The 13744-nt window shown below is 70.5% G+C and carries 13 protein-coding genes; 6 read left to right on the forward strand and 7 right to left on the reverse strand.

The genetic code is table 11. The annotated features are described in order from the left end of the window. Window positions 1-189 precede the first annotated feature (189 nt). Together groL and groES are read right to left on the reverse strand one after the other, a co-directional pair. Window positions 190-1827, reverse strand: a complete 1638-nt coding sequence (groL, locus tag GGQ83_RS04990; RefSeq protein ID WP_184382489.1) for a chaperonin GroEL — start codon at window positions 1825-1827, stop codon at window positions 190-192. Window positions 1828-1879: 52 nt separating this feature from the next. Next, entirely contained in the window at window positions 1880-2194 is a 315-nt protein-coding gene (groES, locus tag GGQ83_RS04995) for a co-chaperone GroES (RefSeq protein WP_184382490.1), read from the reverse strand. A 361-nt stretch (window positions 2195-2555) separates the two neighbouring features. Here groES and GGQ83_RS05000 point away from each other — a divergent pair, with 361 nt between their 5' ends. Further along, entirely contained in the window at window positions 2556-2828 is a 273-nt protein-coding gene (locus GGQ83_RS05000; protein WP_184382492.1) for an usg protein, read from the forward strand. Window positions 2829-2886: 58 nt separating this feature from the next. Here the strand turns inward: GGQ83_RS05000 and acdA are convergent, their stop codons facing one another. From acdA to GGQ83_RS05015, 3 genes are read right to left on the reverse strand one after another with little or no spacing between them, the layout of a single operon-like run. Then, on the reverse strand, window positions 2887-4128 hold the full coding sequence (gene acdA, locus GGQ83_RS05005; RefSeq protein ID WP_184382494.1) for a 3-sulfinopropanoyl-CoA desulfinase: 1242 nt from the start codon (window positions 4126-4128) through the stop codon (window positions 2887-2889). Window positions 4129-4160: 32 nt separating this feature from the next. Next, a complete protein-coding gene (locus GGQ83_RS05010; RefSeq protein ID WP_184382495.1) occupies window positions 4161-4823 on the reverse strand; it encodes a DUF533 domain-containing protein in 663 nt (220 codons plus the stop codon). A gap of 1 nt (window position 4824) precedes the next feature. Further along, window positions 4825-5385: a NifU family protein gene (locus GGQ83_RS05015; protein WP_184382497.1), complete on the reverse strand. Its 561-nt coding sequence runs from the start codon at window positions 5383-5385 to the stop codon at window positions 4825-4827. A gap of 195 nt (window positions 5386-5580) precedes the next feature. On the opposite strand from GGQ83_RS05015, the gene GGQ83_RS05020 reads away from it, so the two are divergent. Then, entirely contained in the window at window positions 5581-6282 is a 702-nt protein-coding gene (locus tag GGQ83_RS05020) for a hypothetical protein (RefSeq protein ID WP_184382500.1), read from the forward strand. Between the two features lie 209 nt (window positions 6283-6491). Here the strand turns inward: GGQ83_RS05020 and GGQ83_RS05025 are convergent, their stop codons facing one another. Then, window positions 6492-7154, reverse strand: coding sequence for a YggS family pyridoxal phosphate-dependent enzyme (locus GGQ83_RS05025; protein ID WP_184382501.1), 663 nt, complete (start codon window positions 7152-7154; stop codon window positions 6492-6494). Window positions 7155-7157: 3 nt separating this feature from the next. On the opposite strand from GGQ83_RS05025, the gene GGQ83_RS05030 reads away from it, so the two are divergent. The 3 genes from GGQ83_RS05030 to GGQ83_RS05040 all read left to right on the forward strand — a co-directional run bounded on the left by GGQ83_RS05030 (window position 7158) and on the right by GGQ83_RS05040 (window position 9891). Next, window positions 7158-7724 (forward strand): thiamine phosphate synthase, encoded by a 567-nt coding sequence (locus GGQ83_RS05030; RefSeq protein ID WP_184382503.1) that lies wholly within the window; start codon window positions 7158-7160, stop codon window positions 7722-7724. A 201-nt stretch (window positions 7725-7925) separates the two neighbouring features. Further along, entirely contained in the window at window positions 7926-9134 is a 1209-nt protein-coding gene (locus tag GGQ83_RS05035) for a porin (RefSeq protein WP_184382505.1), read from the forward strand. A 184-nt stretch (window positions 9135-9318) separates the two neighbouring features. Further along, a complete protein-coding gene (locus GGQ83_RS05040; protein ID WP_184382507.1) occupies window positions 9319-9891 on the forward strand; it encodes a DUF3576 domain-containing protein in 573 nt (190 codons plus the stop codon). Between the two features lie 11 nt (window positions 9892-9902). Here GGQ83_RS05040 and GGQ83_RS05045 read toward each other — a convergent pair whose 3' ends face one another. Further along, window positions 9903-11009, reverse strand: coding sequence for an alpha/beta fold hydrolase (locus GGQ83_RS05045; protein WP_184382509.1), 1107 nt, complete (start codon window positions 11007-11009; stop codon window positions 9903-9905). A gap of 79 nt (window positions 11010-11088) precedes the next feature. On the opposite strand from GGQ83_RS05045, the gene leuS reads away from it, so the two are divergent. Next, complete coding sequence (leuS, locus tag GGQ83_RS05050; protein WP_184382510.1) at window positions 11089-13722, forward strand: leucine--tRNA ligase; 2634 nt, start codon at window positions 11089-11091, stop codon at window positions 13720-13722. Window positions 13723-13744: the final 22 nt, after the last annotated feature.

Raw genomic sequence — 13744 nt, forward strand, 5'->3', positions numbered from 1 at the left:
CCTTCAGTCCACGCGGCAGCTCCGCGCGCTGCTAGGTAATCGCCGGATCGTGAAATCTTCCTTGCACATGGCCGCGGCCATTGGGGGAGGCCGCCTTAAATGAATGACAGGTCCAGAACGAAAAGGGCGGCCCCCTGCGGGACCGCCCCTCTCGCCGAGGGGGGCCGAAGCCCCCGCCCGATCCGGACCTCAGAAGTCCATGTCGCCCATGCCGCCGCCGGGGCCGCCGGCCGGGGCCGACTTCTTCTCGGGACGCTCGGCCACCATGGCTTCCGTGGTGATCAGCAGCGAGGCGACCGAGGCCGCATCCTGCAGCGCCGTGCGCACGACCTTGGTCGGGTCGATGATGCCGGCTTCCACCAGGTTCTTGTACTCGTCCTTCTGGGCGTCGTAGCCGAACTCCCAGGTGTCGTTGCGCAGCGTCTCGCCGGCCACGACCGCGCCGTCCTTGCCGGCGTTGGTCGCGATCTGCTTCGCGGGCACCTGGATCGCCTTGCGGACGATCTCGATGCCGACCTGCTCGTCGTTGTTCAGGCCCTTCAGCGTGTGCAGGTTGGTGCTGGCGCGCAGCAGCGCGGTGCCACCACCCGGCACGATGCCTTCCTGGACGGCGGCGCGCGTCGCGTGCAGCGCGTCGTCCACGCGGTCCTTGCGCTCCTTCACCTCGACCTCGGTGCTGCCACCGACGCGGATGACGGCCACGCCACCGGCGAGCTTCGCCAGGCGCTCCTGCAGCTTCTCGCGGTCGTAGTCCGAGGTGGTCTCCTCGATCTGCGCCTTGATCTGCTCGCAGCGGCCCGTGATCTCGTCCTTCGAGCCGGCACCGTCCACGATCGTGGTGTTCTCCTTCTCGATGCGGATGGTCTTGGCCTTGCCAAGCATCTGCAGCGTGACGGTCTCGAGCTTGATGCCGAGGTCCTCGGAGATCAGCTGGCCACCGGTCAGGATCGCGATGTCCTCCAGCATCGCCTTGCGGCGATCACCGAAGCCAGGCGCCTTCACGGCCGCGATCTTCAGGCCGCCACGCAGCTTGTTGACCACGAGCGTCGCCAGGGCCTCGCCCTCCACGTCCTCGGCGATGATGACAAGCGGACGGCCGCTCTGCACCACGGCTTCGAGCAGGGGCAGCATCGGCTGCAGCTGCGACAGCTTCTTCTCGAAGATGAGGATGTAGGGCTGGTCCAGCTCTGCGATCATCTTCTCCGCATTCGTGATGAAGTACGGGGAGACATAGCCGCGGTCGAACTGCATGCCCTCGACGACGTCGAGCTCGGTCTGGATGGACTTGGCTTCCTCGACGGTGATGACACCCTCGTTGCCGACCTTCTCCATCGCCTGGGCGATCATCTCGCCGATCTCGGTCTCGCCATTGGCGGAGAGCGTGCCGACCTGCGCCACTTCGGCCGAGGTCGTGATCTTCTTGGTCTTGGCTTCCAGCTCGGCGACGATCTGGAGAACGGCCTTGTCCATGCCGCGCTTCAGGTCCATCGGGTTCATGCCGGCGGCCACGGCCTTCGCACCCTCACGGATGAGGGCCTGGGCCAGCACGGTGGCGGTGGTGGTGCCGTCGCCCGCGGTGTCGTTGGTCTTCGAGGCCACTTCGCGCACCATCTGGGCGCCCATGTTCTCGAACTTGTCGGCCAGCTCGATTTCCTTGGCGACCGTCACACCGTCCTTGGTGATGCGGGGCGCGCCGAAGGACTTGTCGAGGACCACGTTGCGGCCCTTCGGGCCCAGCGTGACCTTGACCGCATCGGCCAGGATGTCGACGCCACGGAGCATCTTGTCGCGCGCATTCGCGCCGAACTTCACGTCTTTCGCAGCCATGTGAATTACCTCATTCGTTGGTTGGGGGAAGGAAGGCGAGGGTTGGAAACCCTCAGGCCGCCTTCGCCGCGGGCGTCGCGTTCTCGACGATGCCCATCACGTCGGATTCCTTCATGATCAGCAGCTCTTCGCCGTCGATCTTGACCTCGGTGCCCGACCACTTGCCGAACAGGATGCGGTCACCGGCCTTCACGTCGAGCGGACGGACCTCGCCCTTCTCGTTGATGGTGCCGGCGCCAACCGCGAGGACTTCGCCTTCCTGCGGCTTCTCCTGGGCGGTGTCGGGGATGATGATGCCACCCGCGGTCTTCTCCTGGGCCGTGATGCGGCGGACGAGGACGCGGTCGTGCAAGGGGCGGAACTTCATGGCGGTTCTCTCTCCTGATGGTCTCAGGCATGTGGAACCTCCTCGCTTCAAAGGCTGCATCCGGGGCCTTGGCCCTGCGTTAGCAGTCTCCGGCGAGGAGTGCCAACGATCTAGAAGCCACCACGCACCACGTCAAGGGAGATGGCAGCACTCTCGGTGTGATAGTGCTAATGCATTGTCCGCGCGTGATTTTTCTGGAAATCGTCGCGCGCCCCATGTCACGCTCCGGTCATGGACGGCCCCGGAGAGGGTCGGCCGGGAGTGAAAGCGCCGGCCTTGCGGGTCCGTCCCCCTTGCGCCTGATCCGCGATGGCGAAACCGCCGGAGCTGTGAATCAGTCGCTTCTGATGGAGGCCTGTGCATGCTCGACGCGTTGGTTCCCATGGTGAAGATCCCCGACTGGCGGGTCACCACCGCCGAGATCCTCTACCACATGCCCGACCACCCGCATGTGCTCCAGACCTTCATCTGGCAGAAGACGGACCGTGCGCCGGAATTCCCGGAACTGACCCGTTTCCTCGATTTCTGGCGGCGCGAGATCGAAGGCCCGCTGCATTCGGTCCGCGTGGCAAGTGCCGCCTTGATCGAGCCCGCGCAGCTGCGCTACGCCAACGGGGTCTTCACCATCCACTGACGCCTGTCCGGCGCCAGCGGGTAAGATGGTAAGATCGTAAGATGGTAAGGCGGCGGCCTTATTCGGCCGCCAGCTTCGCCCCCTCAACCATGGCCAGCTTCAGCATCCCGTCCCGCGTCTGCGGCAGCTTGCGGCCCAGGATCTGCTCGGCCACCTGGTTGCGCAGGATCTGCGCCGTGCCGCCGGCGATGGGGAACATCCGCGCATCGCGCACCGCGCGTTCCATCGGGTTGTCGCGGGAATAGCCGGCCGCGCCCCAGACCTGCAGCGCCATGTTCGTGACCTCGACGGCGCTGTCGGCGGCCAGGACCTTGGCGCGGGCCGCCATCAGGCGGTCGGGGAAGCCATTGGGCCCGGCGCTGGCCGCCGCCTGCCAGATCAGGGCGCGGCTGGCCTCCAGCTTGATGGACATGTCCGCCAGCATCCAGCCCAGGCCCTGGAACTCCGCGATGGGCCGGCCGAATTGCTGGCGCTTCTGGGCAAAGGCCAGGGCATGGTCATAGGCGCCCGCCGCGATGCCGAGTGCGGCCGTCGCCGCGCCCACCCGCTGGCCGTTATAGGCGTCCATCAGCTTGCCGAAGCCGCGCTTGAAGCCGCCCCCTCCTTTTGCATCGGGCGCGCGCAGCACCATCGAATCGGGCACTTCCAGGTCGCGGAAATGCAGCTCCGCCTCCGGCATGCCGCAGAGGCCCATGGAGGGGATGCGCCGCGCCACCACCAGGTTCGCGGGGTCGTTCTCGCCATTGCGGACGATCAGGAAGCCGCCGATCCCCTGTTCCTCCCCATTCTCGATGGCGCGGGCGAAGATCAGGTGCAGCTTCGACACGCCGCCGCCCGTGATCCAGTGCTTCACCCCGTTGATGATCCAGCGGTCGCCGCGCTTGACGGCGGTGGTCGTCATCTCGGAGGCGGCGGAACCGGCCTCGGGCTCGGTGATGCAGATGGCGGGCTTGTCGCCGGCCAGCACGAGTTCGGCCGCGATCTTCTTCTGCGCCTCGGTGCCATAGGCCATGATGGCGCCGATCGCGCCCATGTTCGCCTCGACGGCGATGCGGCCGCAGACGGCGCAGGCCTTGGCGAATTCCTCCACCACCAGCACGGCATCCAGGTAGGACCCGCCACGCCCGCCCCATTCGCGCGGGATGGTCAGGCCCATGAAGCCGCCCTCGGTCATGCGGCGGACCATCGGCCAGGGATAGTGGGTGCTGCGGTCGGTCTCGGCGGCCTGGGCCGCGGCTTCCTGCGCCATCTCGCGCGCGGCGGCGCGCAGCTTCTCCTGGTCGGCGTTCAGGCTGAACATGGCAGTTTCTCCCGCGCCGCGCGCGGGCGGCGTCACATGCTGTGCAGCCGCGCCTCGATCGCCTGGCGGGCCGTCGCGTCCAGTTTGAGGGCCGTGCCCAACTGGTCAAGCCAGGCGCGCTCGGGTTCCGTCATGTCGGCGGCGGCGAAGACGGCGGCGGCATAGACCTGGGCGGCCAGCATGGGGTCGCGCACGGCGCGGCCCAGCTCCTGCGGGGTGGCGGGGCGATCGAAATCGGCCAGCAGGGCGTCGCGCTCCTGGTCGGTGAAGCCGCCGGCGTTGAGCTGTTCCAGGATGGCGGCGCGCTCGTCACGGTCCACCACGCCATCGGCCTTGGCGGCGGCGATCATGGCGCGGAGCATCAGCCGGGCCTCGGCGCTTTCGACGCGCACTTCGGGCACGGGTTCCGGCCTGGCGGCGGGCGCTGTCTCGGGCACGCGGCGGGCGGGCGCGGCGGGGCGGGGTGGCTCACCGGCCGTGGCGCGGGTCCTGGCCGGCGCGCGTGGGGCGGGGGCGGGGGCAGCGCCGCCCTTGCCCGCCATGGCCGCGGCCGCCGCGGCGGCCAGCGTGCCCAGCGCGCGGCCGATCTGCCGCGTCTGCGTCTGGGTCAGTCCGAAGGCGCCGGGGCGCGCGGCACGGCGGCGCGGCGGGGCGGCACCCCGCAACAGCGCCTGCAGCACGCGTCCGAAATTCACCTCAGGCCTCGACCTGTTCCACGGCCAGCACCTCGGGGATGTAGTGGCGCAGCATGTTCTCCACGCCGTGCTTGAGCGTGGCGCGCGAGGAGGGGCAGCCCGAGCACGCACCCTGCATCTTCAGCTTCACCACACCGTCGCGGAAGCCGCGGAAGACGATGTCGCCGCCATCCCCGGCCACGGCCGGGCGCACGCGCTGGTCGAGCAGTTCCTTGATCTGCGCCACGGCGTCGGAATCGGCCGGGTCGAAATCTTCGTCCGCGTCCTCGCCCAGGCCGTCCAGCACGGGCAGGCCGGCCAGCATGTGCTCCATCACCGCGCCCAGGATCTGCGGGCGCAGCGCCTGCCATTCCGTCGCGTCGGTCTTGGTGATGGTGATGAAGTCCGCACCCAGGAACACGCGGGCCACGCCGTCCAGCGCGAAGAGACGCGCGGCGAGCGGCGAGCGCGAGGCATCCTCGCCCGCCACGAAATCGGCCGTGCCCGCGCTGCCCATGACGTCGCGCCCGGGCAGGAACTTCAGCGTGGCGGGGTTGGGGGTGCTTTCGGTCTCGATGAACATGATGTCCCTGGCGCTCTCTTTCTGGTGACGCGGCATGGGCCTCGCGGCCTGCGCGCTGCTTTCCGGACGGATGTTGTCCTGTTTGCGCCCGGATGCAAGCACTCCCTGCATGCCCGGCGGGAATGGCCGCCCCCGGGTGGCGGTGGGCTGGCACGCCGGTTGCGTGGTGCGGCGCGCAGACCGAAAGGCCCCCGCATGACGCAGCCCATCCCCGCCCGCGCGCCCATGACCACCCATGGCGCGCAAATCCTGCGCCCCGCCGAGCCGGGGGGGATGTTCCGCGCCCGGCTGGAGCCGCAGATCTTCCGCAACAGCCCGGCGCAAATCATTCGCACCACGCCGTCCTGGACCCCGCCGGCGCGGCCGCCCGTGCCGCCCCCGGCGGCACCGCAGGCCCCGGCGCAGGCCGCATCCCCGCCGACACCGGCGGCGCCCGCCGTGGCGCCGGCCGCCGCGTCCCCGCCTGCGGCCGCGTCTCCGGCCCCAACCGCACCCGCCGCCACGCCGCCTGCGGCCGAACCCCCCGCCGGCACGGCCGCGCCCGCCGATGGCGGCCCGCCGCTCGGCCCGGACGAATACGCCCCCATCCCCGGCGAGATGACCTTCCGGCAATTTCTCCAGGGGCTGAACCCGCTGCACCATCTGCCCGGGGTGGGCATGATCTACCGGGCGGTGACGGGGGCGGAGATCCATCCCGTCATGCGCGTGCTGGGCGGCGCGGCCTTCGGGCCCATCGGCATGATAACGGCGGCGGTGGGGGCGGCCTTCGAAGCCACCCGCCCGATGGAACGGCTCAGCGCCACATGGGCGGGGCGGCCGGACCCGAACATGCCCGCGCCCGGCTCGGCCGCCGCGCGCGCCGCCGCGGCCTATGCCCGATTCGGTGAGTCCAGCTAGCGCCTGATCCGCGGAGGCGGCACCCGGAGCGGTGAATCAGTCGCGGCCAAGCGCCTGATCCGCGGAGGCGGATGCCGGAGCGGTGAATCAGTCGCGGCCAAGCGCCTGATCCGTGGAGGCGGGAGCCGGAGCGGTGAATCAGTCGCGGCCAAGCGCCTGATCCGCGGAGGCGGGTGCCGGAGCGGTGAATCGGTCGCTCAAAAACCCAGTCAGCCGCGCGCCCCGAAGATCGCGCTGCCGACGCGGACATGGGTGGCGCCTTCGGCGATGGCGGCCTCGAAATCCCCGCTCATGCCCATGGAGAGGATGGGCAGGCCCTCCCGCGCGGCCAGGCCGGCCAGCCAGGCGAAATGCGGGCGCGGGTCGCCCTCGGCGGGGGGGATGCACATCAGGCCGCGCACGGGCAGGTTCCATTCCTCGCGGCAGGCGCGCAGGAAATCGGCCGCCTCGGCGCGCGGGATGCCGGCCTTCTGCGCCTCCTCGCCCACATTCACCTGCACCAGCACGTCGGGGCGGCGGCCTTCCTTCGCCATGGCGTCCATCAGCGCGACAGCCAGCTTCGGGCGGTCCAGGCTCTCGATCATGTCGGCGATCCGCACCGCGTCCCGCGCCTTGTTGGTCTGCAGCGCGCCGATGATGTGCAGGCGCAGCCCGGGATGGGCGGCGCGCAGGGGGGGGAACTTCTCCGCCGCCTCCTGCACCCGATTCTCCCCGAAGAGGAGCTGGCCCGCCGCCAGCGCCTCCACCACCGCTTCCCCCGGGTGGGTCTTGGAGACGGCGACCAGCGACACGGCATCGGGGCCACGCCCCGCGGCGATGCTGGCTTCGGCGATTCGGGCCCTGACCTGGGCGAGGCTCTCTGCGATGCTCATGGCATGACCTTTATACGGCACGCGCCGCGCCGGGGGCAGCCGCCCGCCAGGCTGCTTCTGTCCGACCCCGCCCGCCTGCCGGACCCGCGGGCGGCGGCCGCGCGCCTGCCGCCTGGTTCGGGCGTGCTGGCGCGGGATGTGGCGCCGGGCCTTCTGCCGGGACTGGCGCGGCTGTGCCGGGCGCGGGGGCTCGTGCTGCTGGTATCGGGCGAGGGCAGGGTGGCGTTGCGGCTGCGCGCCGGGCTGCACCTGCCCGACCGCCGGCCCGCCCGGCACCTGCTGCCCTTCCTGGCCGCGCGGCGGGCCGGCGCGCCCTGGGCCGCGCTGTCGGTGGCCGCGCATGGGCGGCCGGGGCTGGCGCGGGGGCGGCGGCTCGCGGCGGATTTCGTGCTGCTCTCACCCGTCTTTCCCACGCGCAGCCACCCGGGCGCGCCATCCCTGGGCGTGTGGCGCTTCGCCGCCCTGGCCGCGCGGGCCGGGCGGCCGGTGCTGGCGCTGGGCGGCATGACGCGGCGCAACGCGAGGCGGGTGCCGACGGCGGGCTTCGCGGCCATTGACGGGCTGGGCTGATGGGGGTGTGTGTTATTCGCGCCACAGTGTCTCGCGGAAGTCGCGCCGGGCGCATTCAGTAGGTTGCCCCGGAGTAACCGCCTGAACCATAGTCCGCTCGCAGGTGAGGCCGGTACCAAGCGCATGATCTCCGTGGGGGGGCGGCGGGCGGCGGACGAACCAGTGAACCGCCGGGGCAACCTGGCACCAAGGAGGGATAATATGCGCAAGCTTCTGCTTGGCACGACCGCTGTGGTCGGTGCCGCGCTGCTGAGCACGGGTGCGTCGGCTCAGGAAGCCCCGACCGTGCGTATCGGCGGCTACATGGACTTCTCCTACACGTTCCTGAGCGACACCGCGGACCGTGGGACGCAGACCTTCAGCCCGACGGCGCGCCGTCCGCGCACCTCCGACTTCCGCTCCGACATGGAAGTCCACGTGCTGGTCAGCGGCAAGACGGCCGGCGGCATCACCTACGGTGCGCGCATCGAGTTCCAGAACGACAACATCCCGGGCTCGGGCCAGACCGCCGTCGACACCGACGAGACCTGGCTGTTCGTCAGCTCGCCCACGCTCGGCACGGTTCGCTTCGGTGACACCGACGCCGCCGCGTTCGTGATGCAGGTGCGTCCGCCCCGCTACCCCGCCTTCTACCGTCCGTCGTGGTACGTGGCGCGTCCGGGTGGCTTCAACTACGTGAACTCGGGCCTCACCGACGGCTCCGACATCACGAAGATCACCTACATGTCGCCGCAGTTCGCCGGCTTTGACTTCGGCGTGTCCTACGCGGTCAACGGCAACGAAGGCCCCCGCAACAACAACGGCACGACGACGGGTCTGATCGACCGCGACCGTCAGGGCCGCCAGAACGAGATCACGGCCGCGATCCGCTACCGTGGCAACTTCTCGGGCGTGGGCGTCGCCGCCGGCTTCGCGATGACGCATGCCGAGTCCGGTGCGAACCAGCGCGCCGCCGCGAGCCTGGTCAACGCCGGTGCCCGCAACACGATCACCTCCTACGGCGCGGGTCTGACGGCCAGCTTCCAGGGCTTCACCTTCGGTGGTGAGTACGTGTTCGGTAACTACCGTGGCGCCTCGGTCGGCACCGCGCCGACCGCGCGTGGTGCGGACATGAGCTGGCACTACCTGCTGGGCGCGTCCTACACCTTCAGCCCGGTGACCATCACGGCGAACTTCGGCCAGGGCTTCCAGGACGGCCGCCGTCCGACCGCCGCGGCCACCGTGCGTGACATGCGCCACACCCATGTCGGCGTGGGCGCCAGCTACACGATCGCCCCGGGCCTGCTGGGCTACATCAGCTACGAGTACCAGCGCTTCCGCGGCTGGCCCGGCAGCAGCGTCGGCAGCGTGGCCGCCGGCGGCAACCGGACCATGCAGGCTCTGACGGTCGGCACCACCCTCTCGTTCTGATCCTTCGGGACAAGAACGGGCCGGTTGGTCCAGCAAAGGGGGCGGCGGGGAAACCCGCCGCCCTTTCTGTTTTGCGGGCTTTCGCGTGGGTTCCCTTTTGCGCGCTTTCGCGAGACGCCCCATGGACGGCGGCCGCTGCCCTGCCCTACAAGGCCGCGTGATGATCACCACGAGGACCCGCGCCATGACGTCGCAGCCCCAGATTCCGAGCGCCCCGAGCCCGGCCGGCGCGCGCCTCCTCGCCGCCTTTACCGCGCTCGCCCTCCTGGCGGGCTGCGGCGCCGGCCAGCTCCGCACGCCCGGCGATGACGAGTACAACGTCTCCAACCGCCGCGACGAGGCGCTGCGCCTTTCGGGCTCCGCCTCCGATGGCATCCTGATCTTCGGCACCGATCGCACGCGCCGTGGTGGCGCCGATGCCGGCGGCGGGCCGGGGCTGGGCGTGAACGCCTTCCTCTGGCGCGCCACGCTGGACACGCTGTCCTTCATGCCGCTGGTCAGCGCCGACCCCTTCGGCGGCGTCATCATCACCGACTGGTATTCGCCCCCGCAGGCGAGCGGCGAGCGCTTCAAGGCCACCGCCTATGTGCTTGGTCGCCAGCTCCGCTCCGACGGGGTGCGGGTGCAGGTGTTCCGCCAGGTGCAGCAGGGCGGGCAGTGGCTGGACGTGCCCACCGCTTCCAGCACCAACACCGAGATGGAAGACCGCGTGCTGACCCGCGCGCGTGAGCTTCGGGTGATGTCGGCGGGGCGCTAAAGCCTCAGGCGCTAGCCTCCGCCGCAGCTTCTCCGCCGCAGCCCGCGCGGTGCGGCCGGTTCCGGCGCGCGCAGCAGCGTCAGCACGCAGGCGCCATAGTCGCGGGTGAAGCGCCAGTCGCGCGCGCCGGAATGGCCGCGCGCCGGGCCATTGGGAAACAGCGCCAGGGTGGGCGCCGCCCGCCGCGCCGCCAGCCCCGCCACCGCCTGGGCCCGCGCGCCCGGGTCCGGGTCGAACTCATCGCCCTCGAAGGTGATGACCAGCAGCCGCGCGGGCGAGGCGGCCATCCCGGCCAGCAGCCGCTGGAAATCGGCCAGGGCATCGGCGCGGGTCTCGTTCTCCTCCACCTCTCCATGCGCGGCGGGGGCGGCGGCGATTACGGCGTCCACCAGTTCGGGCCGTTCGGCCGCGGCCATCAGGGCCTGCCAGGCCCCGCGCGATTCGCCCCCCAGCACCACCTGGCGGTAGCCCTGGGCACGCAAGGCGGGCAGGCCGCGCACCAGGCGCGGCTGGGAGATGAACAGCGCGTCGTCGCCGGGGTGGCGGTCGAAGCGCAGGATGTCGAAGCCGGCCTCGTTCAGCGCGGTGACGAAGCCGGGCAGGGGCTTGCCACGGAAATCCTCGTCCGGCCCGCCATAGCCGTGGCCCCAGACCAGCACGCCCGCGGCCTCGGCCGGGCCGCGATGGCGGTGGAAGGGGCTGCGCTGGAAAGGGCCCAGGCCGCCGCGCTCCACCCGGATGGTGCCGCCATCGCGCAGCGCGCCATCGGTGGCGAGCAGCTGGCAGGACTGGTCTGGGGCGCTACGCATCTGGCGCAGGCGGCGGGTGCAGGAGTCCAGCGCCTCGGCTTCGGCCTCCGACGGCGTGGCGTGGCCCGAGGACATGGCCCAGACCGCCCGCCCATCCGCCCCCTGCGCGAAGGCGAAGGCCGCGTGCGGCACGGCGCCGCGATAATGCTGGGTGAAGCCGATGGCGAGGCTGGCGGTCGGCAGCCCGCCCCGCAGGATGCTCCCGGCCGAGAAGACGCGCTGGTGCGCCGCCTCCTCGTCGGCCCAGGCGGGCGCGCTCGCGGGCAGGGCCAGCAGCAGACCGAACAGGAGCGGGAGGACGGCGCGCACGGGATGACAGGTTGGGCAAAGCCACGGCCGATGCAAGCGCCACATTTCCGCGCCGCGCGTTCTGCTTTATGGAAGCTCCATGCCCGATACGCCCGCCCCCGCCAGCCTCGATGCCCGCTATGATTTCCGCGCCGCCGAACCGCGCTGGCAGCAGGAATGGGATGCGGCGGGCTGCTTCCGCGTGCCCGATGTGCCGCCCGCCGATGCGCGCAAATACTACGTGCTGGAGATGTTCCCCTACCCCTCGGGCAAGATCCACATGGGGCATGTGCGGAACTACACGCTGGGTGACGTGGTGGCCCGCTACAAGCGGGCGCGCGGCCACCTGGTGATGCACCCGATGGGCTGGGACGCTTTTGGATTGCCCGCCGAGAACGCCGCGCGCGAACGCGGCACGCATCCGGCCAAATGGACCTACGCCAACATCGCCAACATGCGCGCCGAGCTGAAGCGCATGGGGCTTTCGCTGGAATGGGAACGCGAATTCGCCACCTGCGACCCCGAATACTATGGGCAGCAGCAGAAGCTCTTCCTGGATTTCCTGCGCGCGGGCCTCGTCGAGCGCAAGGAAAGCTGGGTCAACTGGGACCCGGTGGACAACACCGTGCTGGCCAATGAGCAGGTGATTGACGGGCGCGGCTGGCGTTCCGGCGCGGTGGTCGAGAAGAAGCTGCTGAGCCAGTGGTTCCTCTCCATCACGAAGTTCGCCCCCGACCTGCTGGAGGCGCTGGGCGGCCTGGACCGCTGGCCCGAGCGCGTGAAGCTGATGCAGGCCAATTGGATCGGCCGCAGCGAGGGCGCGCGGCTGCGCTTCAAGCTGGCGGAGCCGGCGGATGGGGTGGGCCGTCCTGATGACCCGACGCCTTCGGCGGAGGGTCTGAATCAGGCCGGCGCGCCGCAGGCGCCAAAGGACATTGAAGTTTTCACGACGCGGCCGGACACATTGTTCGGCATGTCCTTCCTGGCCGTCGCCGCCGAGCACCCGCTGGCCGCCGCGGCCGCGGCCCGCAACCCGGACGCCGCCGCCTTCATCGCCGAATGCCGCGCCATGGGCACGAGCGAGGCCGTGATCGAGCAGGCCGAAAAGCGCGGCTTCGACACGGGCTTCACCGTGATCCATCCCTTCACCGGCGAGACGCACCCCGTCTGGATCGCGAATTTCGTGCTGATGGAATACGGCACCGGCGCGCTGTTCGGCTGCCCCGGCCATGACCAGCGCGACCATGACTTTTCCACCAAGTACGGCCTGCCCATCCTGCCCGTGGTGAAGCCGCGCGAGTCGGGCGAGGATTTCTCGGTGGCGAAAGCCCCCTTCACCGAGGACGGCGTGCTGATCAACAGCCGCTTCCTGGACGGGCTGGACGTGCCCGCCGCCAAGCGCCGCGTGATCGAGGAACTGGAAAAGCTCGGCCAGGGCCAGGGCGTGGTGAACTGGCGCCTGCGCGACTGGGGCGTGTCCCGCCAGCGCTACTGGGGCTGCCCCATCCCCGTCATCCATTGCGATGATTGCGGCGTGGTGCCCGTCCCGGCCGACCAGCTGCCCGTGGTGCTGCCCGAGGATGTGGATTTCTCGAAGCCCGGTAACCCGCTGGACCACCACCCCACGTGGAAGCACGTCAACTGCCCGTCCTGCGGCAAGGCCGCCCGGCGCGAGACGGACACCTTCGACACCTTCGTGGATTCGTCCTGGTATTTCGCGCGTTTCTGCTCGCCCCGCGCCGGCGTGCCGGTGACGCCGGAGGCCGTGAATTCCTGGCTGCCGGTGGACCAGTATATCGGGGGCATCGAGCACGCGATCCTGCACCTGCTCTATTCCCGCTTCTTCACCCGCGCCATGCGCGCGGCCGGGCATGTCACGCTGGACGAACCCTTCGCCGGCCTCTTCACGCAGGGCATGGTCCAGCACGAGAGCTACAAGGGCGCCGATGGCCGCTGGCTCTACCCCGAGGAGGTGGAGAAGCGCCCTGACGGCACCGCCATCGTGAAGGGCGGCAATGAGCCCGTGACGGTCGGCCGCATCGAGAGCATGTCCAAGTCGAAGCGCAACACGGTGGACCCGGGCGCCATCATCGACCGCTTCGGCGCCGACACCGCGCGCTGGTTCATCCTGAGCGACAACCCGCCCGAGCGCGACATGGAGTGGTCGGAGGCCGGCGTCGCCGGGGCGTCCCGCTTCATCCACCGCGTCTGGCGCCTCGCGCAGAACCTCGACGGCGGCGCGGACGAGGCCGCCGGCAAGAAGCTGCGCCAGGCCACCCACCGCACCATCGCCGCCGTGACCGAGGCGCTGGAGGGCTTCGCCTTCAACGTGGCGGTCGCGCGCATCCATGAACTCGCCAATGCCGTCGCGGAGGCTGGCTCCGCCCCCCGCGCCGCGCGGGCCGAGGCGCTGGAGGCGCTGGTGCGTCTCGCCTCACCCATGATGCCGCATCTGGCCGAGGAACTCTGGTCCACCCTTCGCCCCGATGCCGGGCTGGTGGCGAAGCTGCCCTGGCTGGAACCCGACCCCGCGCTGCTCGCCGCCGACACGCTGACGCTGGCCGTGCAGGTGCTGGGCAAGCTGCGCGCGACCATCGAGGTTCCGGTGGACGCGACGGACGAACAGGTCTTCGCGCTGGCGGAGGCCGAACCCAATGTGATCCGCGCGCTGGACGGCAAGCCCGTCCGCAAGCGGATCCATGTGAAGGGGCGGGTGGTGAACCTTGTGGCATAGGCGCAACATCCTGGCGCAAGGG

Origin of the sequence: Roseococcus suduntuyensis, from assembly GCF_014196305.1 — a bacterium.
Taxonomy (GTDB): domain Bacteria; phylum Pseudomonadota; class Alphaproteobacteria; order Acetobacterales; family Acetobacteraceae; genus Roseococcus; species Roseococcus suduntuyensis.